Source organism: Curtobacterium sp. MCPF17_002 (assembly GCF_003234115.2).
Taxonomy (GTDB): Bacteria; Actinomycetota; Actinomycetes; order Actinomycetales; family Microbacteriaceae; genus Curtobacterium.
Genome location: NZ_CP126251.1, coordinates 3,518,345 through 3,540,989, shown reverse-complemented (window position 1 = coordinate 3,540,989; position 22,645 = coordinate 3,518,345). Strand labels below are relative to the sequence as shown.

Genomic DNA, 22,645 nt, shown 5'->3' with positions numbered 1-22,645 from the left:
ATGGCTCTGACCGTCCGAACCCGCGACATCCCGAAGATCCCGGGCGCGGTGAAGTGGTACCGCGTCTCCGCGTACATCACCGGTGTGCTGCTGCTGGCCCTCGTGATCGAGGTCATCATCAAGTACACGCCGCTCCAGCTCGAGATGCAGCTCGGCAACGGTCCGTTCTTCGTGCCGAACGGCACCGCGGGTGAGACACCGGGGACGTTCAACCTGTCGATCGCGATCCTCATCGCGCACGGCTGGCTCTACGTCCTGTACCTCTTCACCGACTTCCGCCTCTGGAGCATCATGCGTTGGAGGCCGTCCCGCTTCCTGCTCATCGCCCTGGGCGGCATCATCCCGTTCATGTCCTTCGTGGTCGAGCACCGCATGCAGCAGAAGGCCATGCAGACCTACCACGAGCTGACCGCTGCACAGCAGCGTGAGAAGGAGGCCGCTCGGTGAGCGAGACCGAACAGCGTCCCGTCCTCGTCGTCGACTTCGGAGCCCAGTACGCGCAGCTCATCGCGCGTCGGGTCCGCGAAGCGAACGTCTACAGCGAGATCGTCCCGCACTCCATCACGGCGGACGAGATCCGCGCGAAGGACCCGGCGGCCATCGTGCTGTCCGGTGGTCCGTCGTCCGTGTACGAAGCGGGCGCGCCCGCGCTCGACGGCGACATCCTCGAGCTCGGCGTCCCCGTGCTCGGCATCTGCTACGGCTTCCAGGCCATGGCGTCCGCGCTCGGCGGCGAGGTGGCGAACACCGGCCTCCGCGAGTACGGCGCGACCGACGTCACGCTCGTGCCGGGCACGAGCACGCTCCTCGGCGACCAGCCGGGGTCGCAGGTGACCTGGATGTCCCACGGCGACTCCGTGGCGAAGGCGCCGGAGGGCTTCGAGGTCCTCGCGTCGAGCGCCTCGACCCCGGTCGCCGCGTTCGCGTCCGACGAGCGCAAGCTCTACGGCGTGCAGTGGCACCCCGAGGTGAAGCACTCCGTGTACGGCCAGGCCGTGCTCGAGAACTTCCTGCACCGTGCCGCCGGGCTCCCGGGCGACTGGAACTCCGCGAACGTCATCGAGGAGCAGGTCGAGCGCATCCGCGCCCAGGTCGGCTCCGCGCGCGTCATCGCCGGGCTCTCCGGTGGGGTCGACTCCGCCGTCGCCGCGGCCCTGGTGCACAAGGCCGTCGGTGACCAGCTCACGTGCGTCTTCGTCGACCACGGGCTCCTCCGCGCCGACGAGCGCAAGCAGGTGGAAGAGGACTACGTCGCCTCCACCGGCGTCCGGCTCATCACGATCGACGCCGAGCAGCAGTTCCTCGACGCCCTCGCCGGAGTCAGCGACCCGGAGCAGAAGCGCAAGATCATCGGGCGCGAGTTCATCCGCACGTTCGAGGGCGCAGCCGAGGCACTCGTGCTCGAGGCGAAGGCCTCCGACGAAGCGGGGGAGGTCAAGTTCCTCGTGCAGGGCACCCTCTACCCCGACGTCGTCGAGTCAGGCGGCGGCGCGGGCACGGCGAACATCAAGTCGCACCACAACGTCGGCGGCCTGCCCGACGACATGACGTTCGAACTCGTCGAGCCGCTCCGGACCCTGTTCAAGGACGAGGTCCGTGCGGTCGGTCGCGAGCTCGGGCTGCCCGAGGTCATCGTCGGCCGCCAGCCGTTCCCCGGCCCGGGGCTCGGCATCCGCATCGTGGGCGAGGTCACCAAGGACCGCCTCGAGCTGCTCCGTGCCGCCGACAAGATCGCGCGCGAGGAACTGACCGCGGCCGGCCTCGACGAGGAGATCTGGCAGTGCCCGGTCGTCCTGCTCGCCGACGTCCGGTCCGTGGGCGTCCAGGGTGACGGCCGCACGTACGGGCACCCGATCGTGCTCCGTCCGGTCTCGTCGGAGGACGCCATGACCGCCGACTGGACCCGTCTGCCGTACGACACCCTCGCGAAGATCTCGAACCGCATCACGAACGAGGTGCCCGACGTGAACCGGGTCGTGCTCGACGTCACGTCGAAGCCGCCGGGGACGATCGAGTGGGAGTAGTCCTCCCGCGCTGAAGGGCCCGGCACGCGTCACGCGTGCCGGGCCCTTCCGCGTCCGGGCGCCCGCCCGCCCGCCCGCCCGCCCGCCTGCCGGACGGAGCGCGCCGAGATCGCACTTCGTGCCGCATCGGCGCCGGCGTCGCCCGCCGAAGTGCGATCTCGGCGACGCGCACGCAGCGTGTCCCGTGACCTCGTGCCGGCCGGCTGGTCCGCCCGCCCGCCCGCCGCGCCCGCCCGCCGCCGCACCGGACGGGGCGCGCCGAGATCGCACTTCGTGCCGCATCGGCGCCGGCGTCGCCCGCCGAAGTGCGATCTCGGCGACGCGCGCGCAGCGTGTCCCGTGACCTCGTGCCGGCCGGTCCGCCCGGCCGCCGCGCGCGCCCGCCTGCCCGCCGCCCGCCGGACGGGGCGCGCCGAGATCGCACTTCGTGCCGCATCGGCGCCGGCGTTGGCCGCCGAAGTGCGATCTCGGCCGGTCCAGAGGCCCGGCAGGTGCCGGGCGCCGGGCAGGCGCCGGGCACGCGCCGGGGCGCCGGGCACCGGGACGGCGCCCGGGGACGACGAAGGGCCCCGGCGTGTTCGCCGGGGCCCTCCGAGTCGGGGTCGCTAGTTGCGCTGGCTGCTCGCGATGATCGCGAGGATGCGCAGGATCTCGAGGTAGAGCCACACGATGGTGACGATGAGCCCGAAGGCCGCCGTCCACGCGTAGATCCGGGGAGCGCCGCGCCGGACGCCGGTCTGGATCTGGTCGAAGTCGAGGATCAGCGAGTACGCCGCCATGACCACGACGAAGATGCCGATGATGACACCGAGCGGGATGCCGAACAGCTCGATGCCGAGGGCACCGAACGCCGTGCTCGTCACGCCCGTCCACATCAGGACGAGATTGATCAGCGAGAACACCAGGTAGCCGACCATGGCGACGAGGAAGAAGCGGGTGGCCTTCGGAGTCGCGCGGACCTTGCCGGATGCGAAGAGTGCGAGCGTGACGGCGAAGACACCGAGCGTGCCGAACACTGCCTGAACGACGATTCCGCCGAACGCGTCCTGGTAATAGTGCGAGATGCCACCGACGAACAGGCCCTGCGCGAAGGAGTACGCCAGCACGAGACCGGGAGACGGCTTTTTCTTGAAGGTGTTGACGAGTGCCAGGACGAACCCGGCGACCGCGCCGATGATCCAGACGATCATCGGTGCGTTCCAACCGGCAATCGCACCGACGACGAGCACGCCGAAGGCGAGGAGCGTCTTGACGATGGTGTCCTCGTACGACATGCGGTCGGTGTCGACCGTGCTCGCTGCCGGACGGTCGTACATGTACTGCAGCTGCTCGGGGGTCATGCCGCCCTGTGCCTGCTGCGGGGTCTGTCCCCAGCCGGCCTGCTGCTGACCAGCGCCGCGTCCACCCCAGGTGTTGGGCCCCTGGTTGTTGAAGGCGGGGGACTGGTCGAAACCGGGCTTGAAGGCCATGGTGTCCTCTTCCTAGGAAATTAGAGTCCTCTCAGCCTAGGGGCGCTCGATCGCGGAAGGCTGAGGATTCGCGGCGAGCGGAAGCGGCCCCGGAGGACCTCGACTCCGCGAGCCTATGGGGATCCGCTGCGCGCGCGCCCCGAAGACGTCGTGAACCAGCCGACCGCCAGCCAGCCGTCCGGGAGCCGGCCGACCGCGAGCCAGCCGACCGGCGGGCGAGACGAGCAGGGCGGGCGTGATCCGTTCCTCCAGGCGGAAGGGCGGGGGAGACCCACGTGACCAGCGCGACCGAGATGAGCATGAGCAGGAGCCAGGCCACGATCTTCGTGGGCGCGACCGGCTGCCAGGCCGCAGCCTGCGCCGGGTAGGACCACGCGCCCGCCCAGGTGGCGACGTTCTCGGCGAGCCAGATGAACAGGGCGACGAGGCCCATCGCGACGAGGACCGGCATCCGCAGCACCGTCCGGTGGATCCGCACGTGCATCGTCGTCCGGGCGAAGAGCAGCACCACGAGGGCGAGCAGGACGTACCGGGCGTCCCAGACGAAGTGGTGGCCGAAGAAGTTCGCGTAGACGGCGCAGGCGAGCACCGCGAGGAGCCACTGCCGCGGGTACCGGTCGAACCGCAGGTCGAACAGCCGGTACACCCGGACCATGTAGGACCCGACGGCCCCGTACATGAAGCCGGAGAACAGCGGGACGCCGAGCACGACGAGGACGCCGGACTGTTCGTAGGTCCACGAGCCCATGTGGGTCTTGAAGACCTCCATGACGGTGCCGACGACGTGGAAGAGCAGGACGACGCGGAGCTCCCGGACGGTCTCGAGCCCGAAGACGAGCATCCCGACCTGCAGGAGCACGGCCGCGACGGTGAGCACGTCGTTCCGGGCGTCGGCGGGCACGGTGAGGTGCACGATCGCCATCGTCGCCAGCAGGAGCGCGCCGAACGTGCACGCCCACGCCTGCTTCGCGCCGAACACCAGGAACTCGGTGACGAACACCCGGACGGGCCGGTGCGGCTGGTGCCCGGCGTCGAGCATCCGTCGCGCGGCACGGTCGATGCGGTGCTCGACGGCGGTGGAGAGGGAGTGGACGGTCATGCGGCCGATGCTCCGGCCGGCCGCTGGGAACCGGGGCCTGCGAACACCCGCATGTGACTCCGGACACACGGTCACCCGAGTCGTCATCGGCGGACAGTAGGGTCTCGGCATGACCCTGGTGATCGCCCACCGTGGCGCGTCCGGCTACCGTCCCGAGCACTCGCGGAGCGCGTACGAGCTCGCGGTCGAGCTCGGCGCCGACGCCATCGAGCCGGACCTCGTGCCGACGAAGGACGGCGTGCTGGTGCTCCGGCACGAGAACGAGGTCTCGGGGACGACCGACGTCGCGGACCACCCGGAGTTCCGGCACCTCCGCACGACGAAGACCATCGACGGCGCGCAGCTGACGGGCTGGTTCACCGAGGACTTCACGTGGGCCGAGCTGCAGACGCTCCGGACCCGCGAGCGGTTGCCGTCGTTGCGACCGGACTCCGCGGAGCACGACGGCGAGGAGCCGATCCTCCGGCTGGAGGACCTGCTCGCGATCCTCGACGCGGCACCGCGGCCGGTCGGCCTCGTCGCCGAGGTCAAGCACGCCGACTTCTTCGACCGCGCCGGCTTCCCGATGGGGCAGCTCGTCGACGGCGCACTCGGCGACGCGGGGTGGCGCGGGGACGCGCGGCTCACGGTCGAGTGCTTCGAGAAGGGCGTGCTCCGCGACCTGCGGGAGCGCGGCACCGGGGGGCGGCTGGTGTACCTCCAGGAGGCGCGGGGCAGCGCCCCGGACGAGGTCGCGTCCCACGGGTCGCTGGCTCCCACCTACGCCGCCGAACGCTCCGAGGACGCGCTCGCGTCGTTCGCGACCGAGTTCCACGGGATCAGCGTCGCGCTCGGCACGCTGATGGCCGGGGTGGACAGCGTCGCGCTCGACGACCCGACGCCGGTCCGGAGCGCGATCGTCGACCGGGCGCACGACGCCGGCCTGGCGATCTACACCTGGACCCTGCGGCCGGAGAACCGGTTCCTGCCGGAACCGCTCCGGCGCGGCGGTGAGGTGGCGGCGTTCGGCGACTGGGAACGCTGGTTCACGTCGGTCATCCGGACCGGGCTCGACGGCGTGTTCGCGGACCACACCGACCTGGCCGTCCTCGCCCGCTCGGCTGTCGGGGGTCGCGCTTAGACTGTCGCGGACATGACGATCGTGCTGGACCCCTTCGACTCCGCGCCCGACCAGGGTGCGGGCTCCCGCGCCTACGACGACCCGTTCACCGCGGGTCTGAACCCCCAGCAGAAGGAAGCCGTCGAGTACCGCGGCGAGTCCCTGCTCATCGTGGCGGGTGCCGGTTCGGGCAAGACGAGCGTGCTCACGCGCCGCATCGCGCTGCTGCTGGCGAACCGTGAAGCCTGGCCGTCGCAGATCCTCGCGATCACGTTCACGAACAAGGCCGCGGCCGAGATGCGCGAGCGGGTCCGGGCACTCGTCGGGCAGGAGTCCGACGGCATGTGGATCTCCACGTTCCACTCGGCGTGCGTGCGGATCCTCCGGGGCGAAGCCAAGCGCTTCGGGTTCCCGCAGTCGTTCACCATCTACGACTCCGCCGACTCGCGGGCGCTGCTCAAGCGGATCATCAAGGAGCTCGAGGCGGACTCGCTCGGGCTGACCGTGGGCGCCGCGGCGTCGAAGATCTCGAAGCTCAAGAACGAGCTGCAGGACATCGACACCTACGCTCGCAACATCAACGTGAACGACCCGCAAGAGGTCATGTTCACCGAGGTGTTCCGCCGCTACACGAACGACCTGCGCCGGGCGAACGCGTTCGACTTCGACGACCTCATCGGGCAGACGGTGTTCCTGTTCCGGGCCTTCCCCGACGTCGCCGCGCTCTACCAGCGCCGCTTCCGGTTCATCCTGGTCGACGAGTACCAGGACACCAACCACGCCCAGTACTCCCTCATCCGCGAGCTCACCCGGCCGGTCCCGGTCGAGCAGGTCGACAAGCTCGAGGACTCCGGCCAGCACGTCGCCCGCATGCGCGAGAACGACGGGTCGATCGCCCCGGCGTCCCTGACGGTCGTCGGTGACTCGGACCAGTCGATCTACGCCTTCCGCGGTGCGGACATCCGGAACATCGTCGAGTTCGAGCGGGACTTCCCGAACTCGAAGGTGATCCTGCTCGAGCAGAACTACCGGTCGACGCAGAACATCCTCGACGCCGCGAACTCCGTCATCGCGAACAACTTCGACCGGCAGGCGAAGAACCTGTTCACGGACGTCGGCGCCGGCGACAAGATCATCGGCTTCACCGGGTACACCGGCCACGACGAAGCGCAGTTCGTCGCCGACGAGATCCAGCGCCTGCACGAGGACGGCATGTCCTACCGCGACATGGCCGTCTTCTACCGGACCAACTCGCAGACCCGTGCGCTCGAGGAGATCTTCATCCGCGCGGCGATCCCGTACCGGGTGCTCGGCGGCACGAAGTTCTACGAGCGCGCCGAGATCAAGGACGCCATGGCGTACCTGATCACCATCGCCAACCCGGCGGACCCGATGGCGCTCCGGCGGATCCTCAACGTGCCGAAGCGTGGGATCGGCGCCGTCACCGAGACGGCTCTGCAGCGCTACGCGGACGAGCACGAGACGACGATGCGCGACGCCCTGCGTCACGCCGACGAGCTCGGGTTCGGCCCGAAGGTGCGGAACGCGATCACCGCGTTCGCCGCCCTGCTCGACTCGGTGTCCGAGAAGGCGACGTCGCAGCCGGTCGTCGACACCCTCACGGACCTGCTCGACGGCTCGGGGCTCCTCGAGAACCTCCGGAAGTCGCCGGACGCGCAGGACGCCGCACGCGCCGACAACATCGACGAGCTCGTCGCGGTGACGCGGGAGTTCCAGAAGAACAACCCCGAGGGCACGCTCTCCGACTTCCTGACCGAGGTCTCCCTCGTGGCGGCGGCGGACGAGCTCGACGACTCCTCGGGCACGGTGTCGCTGATGACGCTGCACACGGCGAAGGGCCTCGAGTACGACGCGGTGTTCCTCACCGGCGTGGAAGAGGACCTGCTGCCGCACCGGATGTCCGCGAACGAGCCGGGTGGCCCCTCGGAGGAGCGCCGGCTGTTCTACGTCGGCATCACCCGGGCGAAGAAGTCGTTGTTCCTGTCGCTCGCGATGACCCGGGCGCAGTTCGGCGAGGTGAACGTGGCGATGCCGTCGCGCTTCCTGCAGGAGATCCCCGAGGGACTCATCGAGTGGAAGCAGTCACCGGGCATGGCGAACAGCCGTGGCGGCACCGAACCCCGTGCGATCAACGCCCGTCGGGGTGGCATGGGCGGCCCCGGTGCGGGCGGCTCCGGTGGCGGCGCAGGCTCCGGCGGTGGCTACCGCGGCGGTGGCGGTTGGGGCGGCGGCTCCTACGACCGTGCTGCGGCTGCGTCGAAGACCCGCCCGAAGACCGAGTGGGCGAACCGGGTGTCCGGGCAGGTCCGTGACAACGGCGACATGGAGCTGGCGGCGGGCGACCGCATCTCGCACGTCGACTTCGGCGAGGGCACGGTCTCGGCGGTCACCGGGCAGGGCGCCAAGCGCATCGCGGAGATCGCGTTCGACTCCGCGGGCCGCAAGAAGCTCCTCATCAAGATCGCGCCGATCGAGAAGCTCTAGGAGCCCTACGGCTGCACGCGGTCGACGGCCCAGCCGTCCTCGCCGAGCCGGTACTGCAGCCGACGGTGCATGCGGTCGCGGCTGCCGTGCCAGAACTCGACCAGGTCGGGCTCCAGCCGCCACGCACGCCAGCTGCTCGGCCGCGGGACGTCGTCGCCGTGCTCGTCGAGCAGCGTGTTCGCGTCGTCGATCAGGCGCTGCAGGGTGCGGTCGCCGAAGGGCTCGGACTGCTGCGCGACGGCGGTCGCGGCGCGCGACTTCGGCGACCGGTCGGCGAACAGCGCGTCGGACTCGGCGTCGGAGAGCGCCACGATCCGCCCCTCGAAGCGGAGCTGCTGCATCGTCTCCCGCCAATACACCTGCAGCGCACCGAACGGGTTGCCGCCGAGCTGCCGGCCCTTGGGGCTGTCGGACGACGACCCGAACACGAGTCCGGCGTCGTCGAGCCGCTTCACGTCGACGGTCCGCGCGGAGACGCGGCCGTCGGCACCGGCGGTGGCGAGCGTCATCGACATCGGCTCGGAGACGGCGCCGTCACCCTCCTGCGCGGCGTCGAACCACGACCGGGCGACGGTGAAGGGTGACGACGGCGGGTCGGTGAACTCCGGGAACGAGAACGACGAGTCACCGGACAGCGGAGCAGTGGGCATGTGCCCAGCCAACCGCGCGGGCCCGGTCGGCACCCAGGTGGAACCGTCAGGCGTGCGCGTACCGCCGCATCTGCCGGAGCAGCAACGGCCCCGGCAGCCGCAGGGCCCACCCCGGCACGACGGCGCGGACGGTGCGCACCAGGCGCACGGCTCGGCGGAAACGACGCTGTTCGCGCGGCCCCCAGGGGAAGCGGTACTGCTGCCGCAGGGCCTCCGGCAGCATGCCGACGGTGACGATCCGCACCAGGGGCATCGCGGCGCGCACCCACAGCGGCGCGAACCGGGGGTGCAGCAGGTCCCGGACGACTCCGCGGGCGTCGTCCGTGACCTCGAGGTCGTCGAGTGTCGCAGCCCAGTACGCGTCGAACGCGGCGACGGACGCGGGCCACCGGTCGGCCGGCACCCGCAGCGCGGTGCCGATCGGGGCGTAGGCGTCGAGGACGGCGCCGGCGAGGGCGTCGTCGACGGGGTCGCCGAACAGTTCGTGCGCACGACGCGCGGAGTCGTACAGGGTGGCCGCGACCCAGAGCTGCCGGTCCACGTCGTCGGCACCGGCGACCGGTCGGTGCGCGCGCTGGACGAACGACGCGGCGACGGCAGCGTCGGCCTCGGTGCCGACCACGACGGCGAAGACGAACATGAGGGTGTGGGCGAGCCGCTGCTGCGGCCGTCGGGCGAAGTCCGAGTGCCGACGGACCCCCGCTGCGACCACCGGGTCGGCGATCTGCAGCAGGATCGCGCGGCCGCCCGCGGCCACCGGCGTGCTGTCGGCGAGGAACCGACGCAGGTGACGGTCTGCGACGTGACCAGTCGACGGACTGGAGGCGCGGTGCCGGTCGTGCGCCGTGCCTCCAGGCTGTGGAGCGGTCACGTCCGCGTCCGTCGGTGACGGTCCCGGAGGACGGGGCCGAGGTCGACGGCGACCGCCGCGAGGAGCGCGACCCCACCGGCGGCGAGGGAGACCGCGAGCACCGCCGGGTCGAGGGGGACGTCGGTGGTCGTGACGAGGAGTGTGGCGACGAGCCAGATGGCCGGCAGCGGCCAGAGTCGGGTGGGTGCACCCGCGACCACCGCGCCGGCCACGGCGACCACGAGCAGCGGGAGCCACTGGGCGACCGGACCGGACCGAGCCGCGAGGTTACCCGACGCGGCGACGAGCAGGAGCGCCGCGATCGCGATGAGCCGCGGCGCTGCGGGCATGCGGCGGACACTGGCACGGACACGGCGGAGCACGGCCCGATGGTAGCGAGCCGTGCTCCGTGGCACCCGTGTCGGCGGGACCGGTGTCAGAGGGGGCCGGAGCCGTCCTCGGTCGCGAGGTTGCGGCCGTCTTCGTCGCTGTCGTGTTCGAACGTGTCGGGGGAGCCCTCGCGGGGAGCTCCGCCGGTCGGGCCGTCGTCCGTGCCGTCGCCGGGCTGCGGTTCGACGGTCTCGCCGGCGACCGCGTCGTTGGTCACGGTCTCGAGGGACTCCTCGCGGAGGTCCTCCTCGTAGGGGCCGGTGTGTTCGGTGTCCACGTCGTCGTCGCGGAACTCGTCGGTTCCGTCGTCGGGCGTGATGCCGGGATCGCTCACTGCGCGCTCCTCTCGGTTCGGGGAGTCCTGTCTACGCCGCGGGGCTGCGGACGCGTTCGGTTCGCACGGTGGACACCGTTCACCTGGCGGACACCTCCGGGTCATGCCGGCGGGGCACACTCGCCGTGCTCGGGGGAGTGGAGCGCGGTCGCCGACGGGTGGTCGAGCGACCGCGCCTTCCCCTGCTGTCACGGGCCCCGTCGCCCGTTCTCAGACCCGCTCGAGGAGCTTCCGCTCCACGACGTCGGTGAGCGCGAGCGTGCGGTAGCCGGCGGACTCGAAGAACACCGTGAGCCGGTCGTCCTCGGTGCTCATCACGGTGCCGCGTCCCCACTCGGTGTGCTCGACCTCGGCGTCCGGCGGCCACTCGGCGTCGTGCGACCCGTCGGCCGCGTGCGTCTCGTCGGCGGACCCGGAGGTGCAGGTGTCGCAGTTGCCGCAGGGCTCCGGCAGCTCGTCGCCGAAGTACCCGAGCAGGAACTGCCGACGGCACTCGTCGGTCTCGGCGAAGCGGCGCATCATCGCGATGCGGGACTCCTCGATCCGTTCCCGGTCCTCAGCGCGCTCGGACGCGGCACGGACGGCGGCGTCGGCCGACGCCGGGGCGCCTGCGGCACGCGCCAGGCCGTCCCGCTCGTCGACCAGGACACCGGCGTCGACGAGGGCGTTCGCCGCGCGACCGGCGGTCCGGCCCGAGAGGCCGCTCGCAGCCGGCAGGTCCGACCGCGCCACCGAGCCGTCGGCGGGGACGGCGTCGAACACCGCGCGGAGGGACGCCGGCCGCGGCCCGCCCGAGGCGAAGAAGCGTCGCAGCCCGAGGTCCTCGGCGCGGTAGTGGAGCGTCGCGAGCCCCGGCTGCCGGTCCCGTCCCGCCCGGCCGACCTCCTGGTAGTAGGCGTCGACGGACTCCGGCACGTCGGCGTGCACGACGAAGCGGACGTCCGGCTTGTCGATGCCCATGCCGAAGGCGCTCGTCGCGACGACCACGTCGACCTCGCCGTCGCGGAAGGCGTGGTGCACGGCCTCGCGGTCCCGCACCCGGAGACCCGCGTGGTACGGCGCCGCGCGCCGCCCTTCCTCGACCAGGGCGTCGGCGTACTCGAGCGTCTCGGCCCGGGTCGCGACGTAGACGATCCCGGCGCCGTCGAGTGCACCCACCTGCTCGGCGACGGCCTGGCGCTTGGCGTCGTCGTCGGTGTGCCGCACGACCTCGAGGCGCAGCTCCGGCCGGTCGAACCCGGTCGCGAGCACGAGCGGGTCCCGCATGCCCAGCCGCTCGACGATCTCGGAGCGGACCGGTGATGACCCCGTCGCGGTCATCGCGAGCACCGGCGGCCGGCCGAGCCGCTCGATCACCTCGCCGAGGACCAGGTAGTCCGGGCGGAAGTCGTGCCCCCACGAGGACACGCAGTGCGCCTCGTCCACCGTGACGAGCGCGACGCCGGCCGTGCGCAGCCGCTCGACGACGTCGTCCTTCGCCAGCTGCTCGGGGGCGAGGAACACGTAGCGCGCGGCACCGCTCTCGACGGCGTCCCACGCCTCGTCGAGGTCGCGGCGGGCACGGGTGGCGTTGATCGTCACCGCCCGGGGCGCGTCCGGGTGGTCCTCGAGCCCGACGACCTGGTCCTCCTGCAGGGCGACCAGCGGCGACACCACGACGAGGACTCCGTCGAGTGCGAGGCCGGCGACCTGGTAGATCGCGGACTTGCCCGAGCCGGTCGGCATCACGGCGAGGGCGTCGCGCCTGGCGAGGACGGCGTCGATGACGGTCTCCTGCTCGGGGCGGAGGTGCCAGCCGAACACGTCGGTGGCGCGGGAGCGGAGTGCGGTGTCCATCGCGTCCACCGTGCCGGGGCGTCGCTGGGGTCCCTGTCGGGAGTCGCGCGCAGCGGACGAGGGCCCACGCGCGCGGACCCGCGCGCACCGGGATGCGTGCGCACCGGGACGCGTGCGCACCGGGACGCGTGCGCACCGGGACGCGTGCGCCGGACGAGCCCGCGCACCGGACGTCCACCGACCAGCGCTAGGCTCGGGTCCGGCCGTTGTCTCGACATCGAGCGACCCTCGATGGTGAGTGCGCGACCGGGAAACCGATGCCGATCGCACGAACCGTGCGGGAAGAAGAACAGCGTGGATCTTTTCGAGTACCAGGCCAGGGACCTCTTCGAGTCCTACGGCGTCCCCGTCCTCCAGGGCATCATCGCCGACACCCCGGAAGAGGCACGAGCGGCCGCCGAGAAGATCGGTGGCGTCGTCGTCGTCAAGGCGCAGGTGAAGGTCGGCGGTCGCGGCAAGGCCGGCGGCGTCAAGGTCGCGAAGACCCCCGACGAGGCGTTCGAGCACGCGCAGGCGATCCTCGGCCTCGACATCAAGGGCCACACCGTGCAGCGCGTGATGATCGCCCAGGGCGCCGACATCGCCGAGGAGTTCTACTTCTCGGTGCTGCTCGACCGGGCGAACCGCTCCTACCTCTCGCTCACCAGCGTCGAGGGCGGCATGGAGATCGAGCAGCTCGCGGTGGAGAAGCCCGAGGCGCTCGCCCGCGTCGAGGTGAACCCCCTCACCGGCATCAACAAGGAGGCCGCGCTCGACATCGCGGCCCAGGCGAACTTCCCCGAGGAGCTGCGCGACCAGGTCGCCGACGTCTTCGTGAAGCTCTACGACGTCTACGCCGGCGAGGACGCCACCCTGGTCGAGGTGAACCCGCTCGTCCGCACCGCCGACGGCCAGATCCTGGCGCTCGACGGCAAGGTCACGCTCGACGAGAACGCCGACTTCCGCCACAAGGGCCACGCGTCGCTCGAGGACACCGCGAGCGAGGACCCGCTCGAGGCCAAGGCGAAGGCCCACGGCCTCAACTACGTCAAGCTCGACGGCGAGATCGGGGTCATCGGCAACGGTGCCGGGCTCGTCATGTCGACGCTCGACGTCGTCGCGTACGCCGGTGAGCGCCACGGCGGCGTGAAGCCCGCGAACTTCCTCGACATCGGCGGCGGCGCCTCGGCCGAGGTCATGGCCAACGGCCTCGACGTCATCCTCGGCGACCCGCAGGTGAAGAGCGTCTTCGTGAACGTCTTCGGCGGCATCACCGCCTGCGACGCCGTCGCGAACGGCATCATCGCCGCGCTCGGCATCCTCGGCGACGCGGCCACGAAGCCGCTCGTCGTGCGCCTCGACGGCAACAAGGTGGACGAGGGTCGCGCGATCCTGGCGGAGGCAGCGCACCCGCTCGTCACCGTCGCCGCGACCATGGACGATGCGGCCGAGCAGGCCGCCGAGCTCGCCGCATCGGCGTAAGGAGCGCTCAGAACAATGTCGATCTTCCTCAACAAGGACTCCAAGGTCATCGTCCAGGGCATCACCGGTGGTGAGGGCACGAAGCACACTGCCCTGATGCTCAAGGCCGGCACCCAGGTCGTCGGCGGCGTGAACGCGCGCAAGGCCGGCACGACCGTCACCCACGACGACGTCACCCTGCCGGTCTTCGGCTCGGTGCGCGAGGCCATCGACACCACCGGTGCCGACGTCTCGATCGTCTTCGTCCCGCCGGTGTTCGCGAAGGACGCCGTGATGGAGGCCATCGACGCCGAGATCCCGCTCGTCGTCGTGATCACCGAGGGCATCCCGGTGCAGGACTCCGCGGTGTTCTGGGCGCACGCCAAGGCGCTCGGCGGCAAGACCCGCATCATCGGCCCGAACTGCCCCGGCATCATCACGCCCGGTGAGTCCCTCGTCGGGATCACCCCGGCCACGATCACCGGCAAGGGGCCAATCGGTCTCGTCTCGAAGTCGGGCACCCTGACCTACCAGATGATGTACGAACTCCGTGACCTGGGCTTCTCGACCGCCATCGGCATCGGCGGCGACCCCGTCATCGGCACGACGCACATCGACGCGCTCGCCGCGTTCGAGGCCGACCCGGAGACCGAGGCCATCGTCATGATCGGTGAGATCGGTGGCGACGCCGAGGAGCGTGCCGCCGACTACATCAAGGCGCACGTCACCAAGCCGGTCGTCGGCTACGTCGCGGGCTTCACCGCGCCGGAGGGCAAGACGATGGGTCACGCCGGCGCGATCGTGTCCGGTTCCGCCGGCACGGCCGAGGCGAAGAAGCAGGCCCTCGAGGCGGCCGGCGTGAAGGTCGGCAAGACGCCGTCCGAGACGGCCGCGCTGCTGCGCGAGGTGGTCGCGAGCAAGTAGCGCTCACGACCTGGGAGCAGTCGAACGGGAGGCACGGTGCCAGCTGGCACCGTGCCTCCCGTCGTCCCCGGTGCAGGACCGGGCGTCCGTCGCGTTGCGTACCCTTGTGGTTACGTAACCATGGTGGTACACATGGCTCATGGACGCGATCTGGGGAGCCCTCGCCGACGGACACCGCCGGACGATGCTCGCCGCGCTCCGCGAACGACCGATGACGGTGAACGAACTCGCCGACCTCGTGCCGATTGCGCGGCCCGGCGTCTCCCGTCACCTCCGCGTGCTGCGTGAGTCCGGACTCGTCGAGGCCGAACAGGACGCGCAGCGGCGGGTGTACCGGCTCCGGACCGAGCCCCTGACCGAGATCGACGACTGGCTGCGGCCGTACCGCGACCGGTGGGAGCAGCGTCTCGACGCGCTCGACACCGAGGTCGCTCGTGGCCGACACGAACGGAAGGCACGAGGATGACGACGACGACGTCCGGCACGGTCCGGATCGAGGACGACGGCACCGGCACGGTGCACATGGACCGGGTCTACCCGGCCGGGATCGACGACCTGTGGGATGCCGTGACGGCTCCGGAGCGGCTCGCGCGGTGGCTCGTCGTGGCGATGGACGGCACGCCTGCGCTCGGCGGCACGGTGCGCGCGGATTTCACCAGCCAGTGGGACGGGTCGGTCCGCGTGGACGTGTGCGAGCGACCGGACCACGTCCTCGTGACGATGACGGACGACGACGGCGGTTCCACGGTGACCGAGGCGTGGCTGACGCCCGTCGACGACGGAAACACCCGGCTCGTGCTCGAGGAGCGCGGGTTCACGGCGGACGAGGTCGCCGACCACGGCGCCGGCTGGCAGGTGCACGTCGAGGACCTCGCCACGGTGCTCGGCGGCGGCGAACCGGAGCAGTGGCTGCCGCGGTGGCGTGCGCTGCAGCCCGAGTACGTCCGCTTGCTCTCCTGAGGCGCTCTGCCGCGCGGCAACGCCCGCCACGGCTGATCGGCACGTATCCTCGCTGCGATGAACCGCCTGGGAACCGCACTGCTGGCCGCCGTCGAGGCGGTCGTGACGGTCGGCGTCGGCCTCGGGATCGCCCTCGTCCCGCTCACCCTGCTGTGGGGCTTCGAGTACGGGCTGCAGATCGACTGGGACGTCTTCTGGAAGGCCACCGGCAGCATCTGGCTCGTCGGGCACGGGGTCGACGTGTCGTTCGTGCTCGGTGCCGCGCTGGCGAAGTCCTCCGGGGTGAGCGGTGCCGCAGACCCGATCCACATCACGCTCGCGGCGCTCGGCTTCGCGATCGTCACGGCCTGGCTCGCCGGACGCGCCGGACGCCGCTTCGCCGAGACCGAGCACCGGACGACGGGACTCCTGGTCGGCACGGTGGTGGCCGCGGGACTGGGACTCGCGGTCGCGCTGTCGTCCCGCTCCGCCGCGATCGACCCGACGATCTGGCAGGCGGTCGTCCTGCCGGCGCTCTGGTTCGGCATCCCGGCGCTGGTGACCTCGGAGGTCTGCCGTCGTCGGCGCGGACTGCCGGCCGACCCGGTGACCCAGCGCGTGCTCGACCTGCTCGAGCGGATCCCCGGGACCTGGCGGGCCGTGGCCGCGTTCGGCCTCCGCGCGGGCACCGCCGCCACCGCTGCGGTCGTCGCCGTCGCCGGGGTCCTCGTCGCGCTCCTGCTCTTCACGTCCTTCGCCGAGGTCATCTCGCTCTACGAGCGCTCGCACGCCGGGGTCGTGGGCGGTATCGCGCTCACCGTCGGGCAGCTCGCGTTCCTGCCGGACTTCGTGGGCTGGACGACCTCGTGGCTCGTCGGACCCGGGTTCGCGATCGGCACCGGGTCGAGCGTCTCCCCGATCGGGACGGCCCTCGGGCCGATCCCCGGGATCCCGGTGTTCGGTGCGCTGCCGGCATCCGGCCACACGTTCGGACTCGTCTGTGTGCTCGTCCCCGTCATCGCCGGGTTCGCCGCCGGTGGACTCCTGCGGCCCCGGCTCGTGCAGGCGCTCGGCGGCGCGAACTCCGCGCTGCACCGTGCGCTCGGCGGCGTCGCGGCGGGCCTCGTCGCCGGCGTGCTCACGGGCGTGGTCGCCTGGCTCACCGCTGGGTCGTTCGGACCCGGGCGGCTCGCCGAGGTCGGTCCGCACGCCCTCGTCGTCGGCGCCTTCGCCGCGCTCGAGGTCGGGGTGCCCGCGATCGTGGCGCTCGCGGCCGGCAGCGACCTCGTCCGGATGCCCGAGCGCGGATGGACGCGCGAGCGGTGGCACGAGGACGAGGACGAGTCCGCGGACGCCGTCGCCGAGCACGAGGGATCGCTCCTCGCCGCGCTCGACCAGGCCGGAGCGGGTCGGACGACGAACGTCCACCGGTTCGTGGTCGAGGAGACCCACGGCGGCGCGACCGAACCGGCCGCCGGACGAGCGACGTCGACGTCGACGTCGACGTCGACGTCGACGTCGACGAGCGTGGACCAGCCGACCGAGCCGATCGACGACCAAGACCTGCCCGACCTGCGCGACGACCGCGCCCTGCGCGACGACCGCGACCTGCGCGACGACCGCGACCTGCCCGACGACCGCGACCTGCCCGACGACCGCGACCTGCCCGACGACCGCGACCGAGGCACTGCCGCCGACGCCGTGGCGGAGCCGAGGGACGTGCCGGAGGCGAGCCGTGCCTCCAGGCCGTCGACCGAGCGCGATCCGGATGCCGACGTCGAGCTGCCGGAGTGGGCGCGAACCGACGTCGTGGCGGCGGACCGTGTCACCGATGCCCCGCGTCCCGCGCGTGGCGGGGTCGGCGCGATCCGCGACCGCCTGCGCGGAGCGGCCGGCGGCGTCCGCGAGCGCGCCGGCGAACTCCGCGACCGTGTGACCGGAGCCGACGCCGACCGTGCTGCGCCGGGGACGGCCGCCGCGCCCGCACCGACCGCGCCCGGGACCGACGCCCAGCCCGCGTTCCCGTGGAGCACCGAGGAGTTCGTCGCGGGGCGGGACGACGCGGATGAGACCCGGGCCGGCGCGGCCGAGGCGACCGACGTGACCGACGCGGCCGCCGTTCCGCAGGCGCGGAAGCCCGACCGGAAGTGGGACACCACCGACCAGATCCCCGAGGACGAGCTGCCGTGGTGGCGTCGCCCGAAGGACGACGGGTAGCGACTTCCGTCGCACGCCGAGCGGGCCGGTAGGGTTGTCCCCGTGCTCGAACTGGTCGTCCTGATCTCCGGTGCCGGCTCGAACCTCCGGGCCCTGCTCGACGCGACCCTCGACGCGGAGTACCCCGCCCGGGTCGTCGCGATCGGCGCCGACCGCGACGCCGAGGGGCTCCAGCTGGGCGAGGACTACTCGATCCCGACGTTCACGGTGCCGTTCTCGCGGTTCGACTCGCGCGCGGAGTGGGGCCGTGAGCTCGCCGCGCAGATCCGTCCGTGGACGCCTGACCTCCTCGTGCTGTCCGGGCTGATGCGCCTGCTGCCGCCCGCGGTGGTGTCCGAGTTCGGGCCGGCGATCATCAACACCCACCCCGCGTACCTCCCCGAGTTCCCGGGCGCCCACGGCGTGCGGGACGCCCTCGCGGCTGGAGTGACCGAGACGGGCGCCAGCGTGATCAAGGTCGACGACGGTGTCGACAGCGGTCCGATCCTCGCGCAGGAACGCGTCCCGGTGCTGCCGGGCGACTCGGCGTCGACGCTGCACGACCGCATCAAGCCGGTCGAGCGACGCCTGCTCATCCAGACCATCCTCGACATCGCCAACGGCACCACCGACCTGAAGGGCACCCCGAGCGCATGAGCGTGCACGCAGCCGACCCCAGCCTGTACCGCGACCGGGACCTCGTCCCCGTGCGGCGGGCGCTCATCTCGGTGAGCGACAAGTCCGGGCTGCTCGAGCTCGCCGGAGCCCTCGCCGAGTCCGGCGTCGAGATCGTGTCGACGGGTTCCACCGCCCAGACGATCCGCGACGCCGGGTACGACGTGACCGACGTCGCGAGCGTCACGGGCTTCCCGGAGTCCCTCGACGGCCGCGTGAAGACCCTGCACCCGTCCGTGCACGCGGGGCTGCTCGCCGACCTGCGCCTCGAGTCCCACGAGCAGCAGCTCGGCGAGCTCGGCATCGAGCCGTTCGAGCTCGTCGTCGTCAACCTGTACCCGTTCGTCGAGACGGTGGCCTCGGGCGCCGACGCGGCGACCGTGGTCGAGAACGTCGACATCGGCGGTCCCGCGATGGTCCGCGCCTCGGCGAAGAACCACCCGAACGTGGCGATCGTGGTGTCGCCGGCCTCCTACGCCGAGGTCGTCGAGGCCGTGCGCGCCGGCGGCACCATGCTCGAGCTCCGGAAGCGGCTCGCCGCGCAGGCTTTCGCGCACACCGCCGCGTACGACACCGCGGTGGCGTCGTACTTCGCCAGCGAGGTCGTGACGGTCCCCGGTGACGCCACGCTCGAGACGCCGGGCGCCTTCGACGAGCACCTGTCCTTCGGTGCCGACCTGGCCGCCACGCTCCGCTACGGCGAGAACGCGCACCAGGCCGCGGCGCTCTACACGTCCGACGGCGGGACCGGCATCGCGCAGGCGACGCAGCTGCACGGCAAGGAGATGTCGTACAACAACTACGTCGACGCCGACGCCGCCGTCCGTGCCGCGTTCGACTTCGACGAGCCGGCCGTCGCGATCATCAAGCACGCCAACCCGTGCGGCATCGCGATCGCCCCGGCCGACGCCGTGGACCCGATCGCCTCCGCCCACGCCGCCGCGCACGCCTGCGACCCGCTGTCCGCGTTCGGCGGGGTGATCGCCGCGAACCGTCCCGTGACGGTGGCGATGGCCGAGAGCGTGAAGGACATCTTCACCGAGGTCGTCGTCGCGCCGGCGTTCGCCCCCGAGGCGATCGAGATCCTCTCGCGCAAGAAGAACATCCGCCTGCTCACCCTGCCGGCCGACTTCTCGCTCGCCCCGCGCGAGGTCAAGCAGATCTCCGGCGGCTTCCTCGTGCAGGACGCCGACCGCTTCACCGGGTTCGACCAGTCGACGTGGAGCCTCGTCGCCGGGGAGCCCGCGGACGACCAGACCCTCGCGGACCTCGCGTTCGCGTGGAAGGCGAGCCGTGCCGTGAAGTCGAACGCGATCCTGCTGGCGAACCAGGGCGCGAGCGTCGGCGTCGGGATGGGTCAGGTCAACCGGGTCGACTCGTGCCACCTCGCGGTGAACCGAGCCGGGGACCGTGCCATGGGCAGCGTCGCCGCCTCGGACGCGTTCTTCCCGTTCGCCGACGGCCTGCAGGTGCTCCTCGACGCGGGTGTCCGTGCCGTGGCGCAGCCCGGCGGGAGCGTCCGTGACGACGAGGTCATCGCCGCCGCGAAGGCCGCGGGCGTGACGATGTACTTCACGGGCGAGCGGCACTTCCTCCACTGACGCGCGGACCGGGCGCGGCCGGAGCGGCGCGCCCGGAGCCGACCCGCGCGGATCGGCGAGGGAATGTCCGGCACCCTATTGCGCGCTGTGAGTCACTGTGAATAGTCTGGAAGGCTCCGCGACAGGCACGCCGACGACCCTGCAACACCGCAGTACACGGGTCGGCGGCACCGCGGACACAACGGTGACGAAGACGACGACTGGAGTGACGATGAACACGACGACCGGAATCGCGGCGACGGATGCCCGTGCGGAAGTCGTGTCCCTCGTGGGGACCGCTCCCGACGCACGACTCTCCGGGGGTGCGTCCGTGACACGGGGCCGCGCCGCCGAGCGAGCCGTCGCGCCGCACCCGTACCGGGGTGCGCCCGCCGTCACGGCACCGCTGTCCGCGTAGGGCTGTCTCCCACAGCCACCGGACGGTGATCGTCGGCACTGCCGGCGACGTCGACCACGGGCCCGCGCGAGCCCACGCCTGAACCCGGGGGACACCTGTCCCTCGGTGCACTCCGACCGAACCGACGCCGCGCGAGACGCGGTGGCGGGCGACCGCGACGAGACCGCAGCGCACCTGACCACGGTGCGCACGGCACGAGTCGCGACCGACCTGCTCGGCCGACGACCACCACGCAACGGACACCGAGCCTCCAGACCGGACCTGCCGCGACAGCGGCACCCGGCCAGGCGGCCCCGGCACGACGCACGAGGACGCAACCCCCATGTCCAAGACGCCAGAACAGGCGCGCCCGTCCACCGACCGCCCCTCTACCTTCCGTGCGATCGCGCGGATCTACCCCTACGTGAAGCCGTACCGCAACCGCCTCATCGCCGGCATGGCCGCGGCGATGGGCGCCTCGCTCGTCGCGCTCGCGATCCCCTACGTCCTGCAGTGGCTCGTCGACGGCCCGCTGTCCTCGAAGGACTCGTCACAGATCTGGCCGGCCGGCCTCGGCGTGCTCGCCCTCGGCGTGCTCGAGGCGTTCTTCATCGCCTCGCGTCGCCGGATGGTCATGCGCCCGTCGACCCGCATCGAGACCAGCATGCGGAACGCGCTCTACGCGAAGCTGCAGGACCTGCCGGTGGCGTTCCACGACCGCTGGGAGTCCGGGCAGCTGTTGTCCCGTTCGGTCTCCGACCTGTCGCTCATCCGCCGCTGGCTGGCGTTCGGCGTGGTCCTGCTCGTCGTCAACATCGTGACGATCGTCGTGGGCTTCGTCGTGCTGTTCACCTTCGGGTGGCTGCTCGGCCTGATCTTCCTCATCGCGTCGATCCCGCTGTGGATCAACGGCCTGCTGTTCGAACGCCGGTACTCCGTCGTCGCGCGCCGCAGCCAGGACCAGGTGGGTGACCTCGCGACGAGCGTCGAGCAGTCGGTGCACGGCATCCGCGTGCTGAAGGCGTTCGGTCGCGGCGGGCACAAGCTCGAGGAGTTCAGCGAGCAGGCCGAGGCCCTCCGCGGGACCGAGATCAAGAAGGCCAAGGCCATCGCGAGCATCTGGCTCTGGCTGCTGCTGGTGCCGGACGTCGCGTTCGCGCTGTGCCTGCTCGCCGGCATCTACCTGGCCAGCCAGGGTCAGCTGAGCGTCGGGCAGCTCTTCGCGTTCTTCGCGACCGCGACGGTGCTCCGGTTCCCGATCGAGTCGATCGGCTTCCTGCTCTCGATGACGTTCGACACGCGCACCGCGGTCGACCGGTTCTTCGAGGTCATGGACTCCGAGAACACGATCACCGACCCGGAGCACCCGAAGACGATCGCGGAGCCGCACGGTGCGCTGTCCTTCAACGCGGTGCACTTCCGCTACCAGGACTCGCCGCCGCAGTTCCCCGACCTCATCAACGGGGTCGAGCTGCAGCTCCGGCCGGGCGAGACGATGGCGCTCGTCGGCCTCACCGGCTCCGGCAAGACCACGATGCTGTCGCTCGTCCCGCGGCTCTACGACGTGACCGGTGGATCGGTGACGATCGACGGCGTCGACATCCGCGACCTCACCCGCGAAGAGCTGCGGCGCCACGTCGGTGTCGCGTTCGAGGACGCCACCCTGTTCTCGACGACCGTGCGGCAGAACGTGCTGCTCGGGCGTCCGGACGTCACGGGTGACGAGGCCGAGCAGCTCATGCGCGAGGCGCTCGACATCGCGCAGGCCTCCTTCGTGGACGACCTGCCCGAGGGCGTCGACACCCGTGTCGGCGAAGAGGGCCTGTCGCTGTCCGGTGGGCAGCGGCAGCGGTTGGCACTCGCCCGCGCGATCGCGGCGCGGCCGTCGGTGCTCGTCCTCGACGACCCGCTGTCCGCGCTGGACGTCGACACCGAGGCCCGGGTCGAGGCAGGGCTCCGCCGCGTCCTCGACGAGACCACGTCGCTCATCGTGGCGCACCGTCCGTCGACGGTGACGCTCGCGGACCGCGTCGCGCTCATGGAGAACGGCGTCATCACCGCCGTCGGCACCCACTCGGAGCTGATGGCCACCAACGACCACTACCGCTACGTCATCTCGTCGCTCGACGAGGACGACGCCACCGCACGAGAGGAGGCGATGGCATGACCCAGCAGACAGACCAGAACCTGCCTGGAGGCACGGCTGCCGTCGACGACACCGCTGAGGCATCGCAGGCT

20 protein-coding genes are annotated in these 22,645 nt (G+C 71.6%); 13 read left to right on the top strand and 7 right to left on the bottom strand.

The window, feature by feature from the left end:
• Positions 1 to 447, top strand: a complete 447-nt coding sequence (locus DEJ28_RS16545; protein WP_111116820.1) for a DUF3817 domain-containing protein — start codon at positions 1 to 3, stop codon at positions 445 to 447.
• The gene (gene guaA / locus DEJ28_RS16540) at positions 444 to 2,024 is read left to right on the top strand and encodes a glutamine-hydrolyzing GMP synthase (protein ID WP_111116819.1); all 1,581 of its coding nucleotides are present in this window, start codon (positions 444 to 446) and stop codon (positions 2,022 to 2,024) included. The genes DEJ28_RS16545 and guaA overlap by 4 nt, the downstream gene beginning before the upstream one ends.
• Positions 2,025 to 2,629: 605 nt before the next feature.
• Here the strand turns inward: guaA and DEJ28_RS16535 are convergent.
• Together DEJ28_RS16535 and DEJ28_RS16530 are read right to left on the bottom strand one after the other, a co-directional pair.
• Positions 2,630 to 3,493, bottom strand: coding sequence for a Bax inhibitor-1/YccA family protein (locus DEJ28_RS16535; protein WP_111116818.1), 864 nt, complete (start codon positions 3,491 to 3,493; stop codon positions 2,630 to 2,632).
• Positions 3,494 to 3,524: 31 nt separating this feature from the next.
• Positions 3,525 to 4,592, bottom strand: coding sequence for a DUF817 domain-containing protein (locus DEJ28_RS16530; RefSeq protein WP_111116817.1), 1,068 nt, complete (start codon positions 4,590 to 4,592; stop codon positions 3,525 to 3,527).
• Positions 4,593 to 4,701: 109 nt separating this feature from the next.
• Here DEJ28_RS16530 and DEJ28_RS16525 point away from each other — a divergent pair, with 109 nt between their 5' ends.
• Together DEJ28_RS16525 and DEJ28_RS16520 are read left to right on the top strand one after the other, a co-directional pair.
• Positions 4,702 to 5,712 carry a glycerophosphodiester phosphodiesterase family protein gene (locus tag DEJ28_RS16525; RefSeq protein WP_111116816.1) on the top strand — a complete coding sequence of 337 codons (1,011 nt, stop codon included), beginning with the start codon at positions 4,702 to 4,704 and terminating at the stop codon, positions 5,710 to 5,712.
• Between the two features lie 12 nt (positions 5,713 to 5,724).
• Positions 5,725 to 8,196: an ATP-dependent helicase gene (locus DEJ28_RS16520; RefSeq protein WP_111116815.1), complete on the top strand. Its 2,472-nt coding sequence runs from the start codon at positions 5,725 to 5,727 to the stop codon at positions 8,194 to 8,196.
• A gap of 5 nt (positions 8,197 to 8,201) precedes the next feature.
• On the opposite strand, the gene DEJ28_RS16515 is transcribed toward DEJ28_RS16520, so the two are convergent.
• The 5 genes from DEJ28_RS16515 to DEJ28_RS16495 all read right to left on the bottom strand — a co-directional run bounded on the left by DEJ28_RS16515 (position 8,202) and on the right by DEJ28_RS16495 (position 12,256).
• Positions 8,202 to 8,846, bottom strand: coding sequence for a pyridoxal 5'-phosphate synthase (locus DEJ28_RS16515; RefSeq protein ID WP_111116814.1), 645 nt, complete (start codon positions 8,844 to 8,846; stop codon positions 8,202 to 8,204).
• A gap of 46 nt (positions 8,847 to 8,892) precedes the next feature.
• Complete coding sequence (locus DEJ28_RS16510) at positions 8,893 to 9,717, bottom strand: oxygenase MpaB family protein (protein ID WP_258368198.1); 825 nt, start codon at positions 9,715 to 9,717, stop codon at positions 8,893 to 8,895.
• On the bottom strand, positions 9,714 to 10,046 hold the full coding sequence (locus DEJ28_RS16505; RefSeq protein ID WP_146248903.1) for a hypothetical protein: 333 nt from the start codon (positions 10,044 to 10,046) through the stop codon (positions 9,714 to 9,716). Before DEJ28_RS16505 ends, DEJ28_RS16510 begins: the two co-directional genes overlap by 4 nt.
• Positions 10,047 to 10,132: 86 nt before the next feature.
• Complete coding sequence (locus DEJ28_RS16500) at positions 10,133 to 10,420, bottom strand: hypothetical protein (RefSeq protein ID WP_111116812.1); 288 nt, start codon at positions 10,418 to 10,420, stop codon at positions 10,133 to 10,135.
• A gap of 210 nt (positions 10,421 to 10,630) precedes the next feature.
• On the bottom strand, positions 10,631 to 12,256 hold the full coding sequence (locus DEJ28_RS16495; protein ID WP_111116811.1) for a RecQ family ATP-dependent DNA helicase: 1,626 nt from the start codon (positions 12,254 to 12,256) through the stop codon (positions 10,631 to 10,633).
• A gap of 294 nt (positions 12,257 to 12,550) precedes the next feature.
• Between DEJ28_RS16495 and sucC the strand changes: the two genes are divergently transcribed.
• The 9 genes from sucC to DEJ28_RS16450 all read left to right on the top strand — a co-directional run bounded on the left by sucC (position 12,551) and on the right by DEJ28_RS16450 (position 22,574).
• Complete coding sequence (gene sucC, locus DEJ28_RS16490; protein WP_111116810.1) at positions 12,551 to 13,717, top strand: ADP-forming succinate--CoA ligase subunit beta; 1,167 nt, start codon at positions 12,551 to 12,553, stop codon at positions 13,715 to 13,717.
• A 15-nt stretch (positions 13,718 to 13,732) separates the two neighbouring features.
• Positions 13,733 to 14,620: a succinate--CoA ligase subunit alpha gene (gene sucD, locus DEJ28_RS16485; protein WP_111116809.1), complete on the top strand. Its 888-nt coding sequence runs from the start codon at positions 13,733 to 13,735 to the stop codon at positions 14,618 to 14,620.
• A 139-nt stretch (positions 14,621 to 14,759) separates the two neighbouring features.
• On the top strand, positions 14,760 to 15,086 hold the full coding sequence (locus tag DEJ28_RS16480; protein WP_111116808.1) for an ArsR/SmtB family transcription factor: 327 nt from the start codon (positions 14,760 to 14,762) through the stop codon (positions 15,084 to 15,086).
• Positions 15,083 to 15,580: an SRPBCC domain-containing protein gene (locus tag DEJ28_RS16475; RefSeq protein WP_111116807.1), complete on the top strand. Its 498-nt coding sequence runs from the start codon at positions 15,083 to 15,085 to the stop codon at positions 15,578 to 15,580. Before DEJ28_RS16480 ends, DEJ28_RS16475 begins: the two co-directional genes overlap by 4 nt.
• A 57-nt stretch (positions 15,581 to 15,637) precedes the next feature.
• The gene (locus DEJ28_RS16470) at positions 15,638 to 17,776 is read left to right on the top strand and encodes a cell division protein PerM (protein WP_111116806.1); all 2,139 of its coding nucleotides are present in this window, start codon (positions 15,638 to 15,640) and stop codon (positions 17,774 to 17,776) included.
• A 42-nt stretch (positions 17,777 to 17,818) separates the two neighbouring features.
• Entirely contained in the window at positions 17,819 to 18,412 is a 594-nt protein-coding gene (gene purN / locus DEJ28_RS16465) for a phosphoribosylglycinamide formyltransferase (protein WP_111116805.1), read from the top strand.
• Entirely contained in the window at positions 18,409 to 20,031 is a 1,623-nt protein-coding gene (purH, locus tag DEJ28_RS16460) for a bifunctional phosphoribosylaminoimidazolecarboxamide formyltransferase/IMP cyclohydrolase (RefSeq protein ID WP_111116804.1), read from the top strand. The genes purN and purH overlap by 4 nt, the downstream gene beginning before the upstream one ends.
• 211 nt (positions 20,032 to 20,242) lie before the next feature.
• Positions 20,243 to 20,428: a hypothetical protein gene (locus DEJ28_RS16455; protein ID WP_146248902.1), complete on the top strand. Its 186-nt coding sequence runs from the start codon at positions 20,243 to 20,245 to the stop codon at positions 20,426 to 20,428.
• A gap of 322 nt (positions 20,429 to 20,750) precedes the next feature.
• A complete protein-coding gene (locus DEJ28_RS16450; RefSeq protein WP_111116802.1) occupies positions 20,751 to 22,574 on the top strand; it encodes an ABC transporter ATP-binding protein in 1,824 nt (607 codons plus the stop codon).
• Positions 22,575 to 22,645: the final 71 nt, after the last annotated feature.

What these genes read in the sequence shown, in the direction of transcription:
- DEJ28_RS16495 (WP_111116811.1), bottom strand. Translation starts at nt 12,256, where the DNA reads ATGGACACCGCACTCCGCTCCCGCGCCACCGACGTGTTCGGCTGGCAC.
- DEJ28_RS16530 (WP_111116817.1), bottom strand. Translation starts at nt 4,592, where the DNA reads ATGACCGTCCACTCCCTCTCCACCGCCGTCGAGCACCGCATCGACCGT.
- sucD (WP_111116809.1), top strand. Translation starts at nt 13,733, where the DNA reads ATGTCGATCTTCCTCAACAAGGACTCCAAGGTCATCGTCCAGGGCATC.
- purH (WP_111116804.1), top strand. Translation starts at nt 18,409, where the DNA reads ATGAGCGTGCACGCAGCCGACCCCAGCCTGTACCGCGACCGGGACCTC.
- DEJ28_RS16475 (WP_111116807.1), top strand. Translation starts at nt 15,083, where the DNA reads ATGACGACGACGACGTCCGGCACGGTCCGGATCGAGGACGACGGCACC.
- DEJ28_RS16515 (WP_111116814.1), bottom strand. Translation starts at nt 8,846, where the DNA reads ATGCCCACTGCTCCGCTGTCCGGTGACTCGTCGTTCTCGTTCCCGGAG.
- DEJ28_RS16525 (WP_111116816.1), top strand. Translation starts at nt 4,702, where the DNA reads ATGACCCTGGTGATCGCCCACCGTGGCGCGTCCGGCTACCGTCCCGAG.
- DEJ28_RS16545 (WP_111116820.1), top strand. Translation starts at nt 1, where the DNA reads ATGGCTCTGACCGTCCGAACCCGCGACATCCCGAAGATCCCGGGCGCG.
- DEJ28_RS16480 (WP_111116808.1), top strand. Translation starts at nt 14,760, where the DNA reads ATGGACGCGATCTGGGGAGCCCTCGCCGACGGACACCGCCGGACGATG.
- DEJ28_RS16455 (WP_146248902.1), top strand. Translation starts at nt 20,243, where the DNA reads ATGAACACGACGACCGGAATCGCGGCGACGGATGCCCGTGCGGAAGTC.
- DEJ28_RS16505 (WP_146248903.1), bottom strand. Translation starts at nt 10,046, where the DNA reads ATGCCCGCAGCGCCGCGGCTCATCGCGATCGCGGCGCTCCTGCTCGTC.
- DEJ28_RS16450 (WP_111116802.1), top strand. Translation starts at nt 20,751, where the DNA reads ATGTCCAAGACGCCAGAACAGGCGCGCCCGTCCACCGACCGCCCCTCT.
- DEJ28_RS16520 (WP_111116815.1), top strand. Translation starts at nt 5,725, where the DNA reads ATGACGATCGTGCTGGACCCCTTCGACTCCGCGCCCGACCAGGGTGCG.
- DEJ28_RS16535 (WP_111116818.1), bottom strand. Translation starts at nt 3,493, where the DNA reads ATGGCCTTCAAGCCCGGTTTCGACCAGTCCCCCGCCTTCAACAACCAG.
- DEJ28_RS16470 (WP_111116806.1), top strand. Translation starts at nt 15,638, where the DNA reads ATGAACCGCCTGGGAACCGCACTGCTGGCCGCCGTCGAGGCGGTCGTG.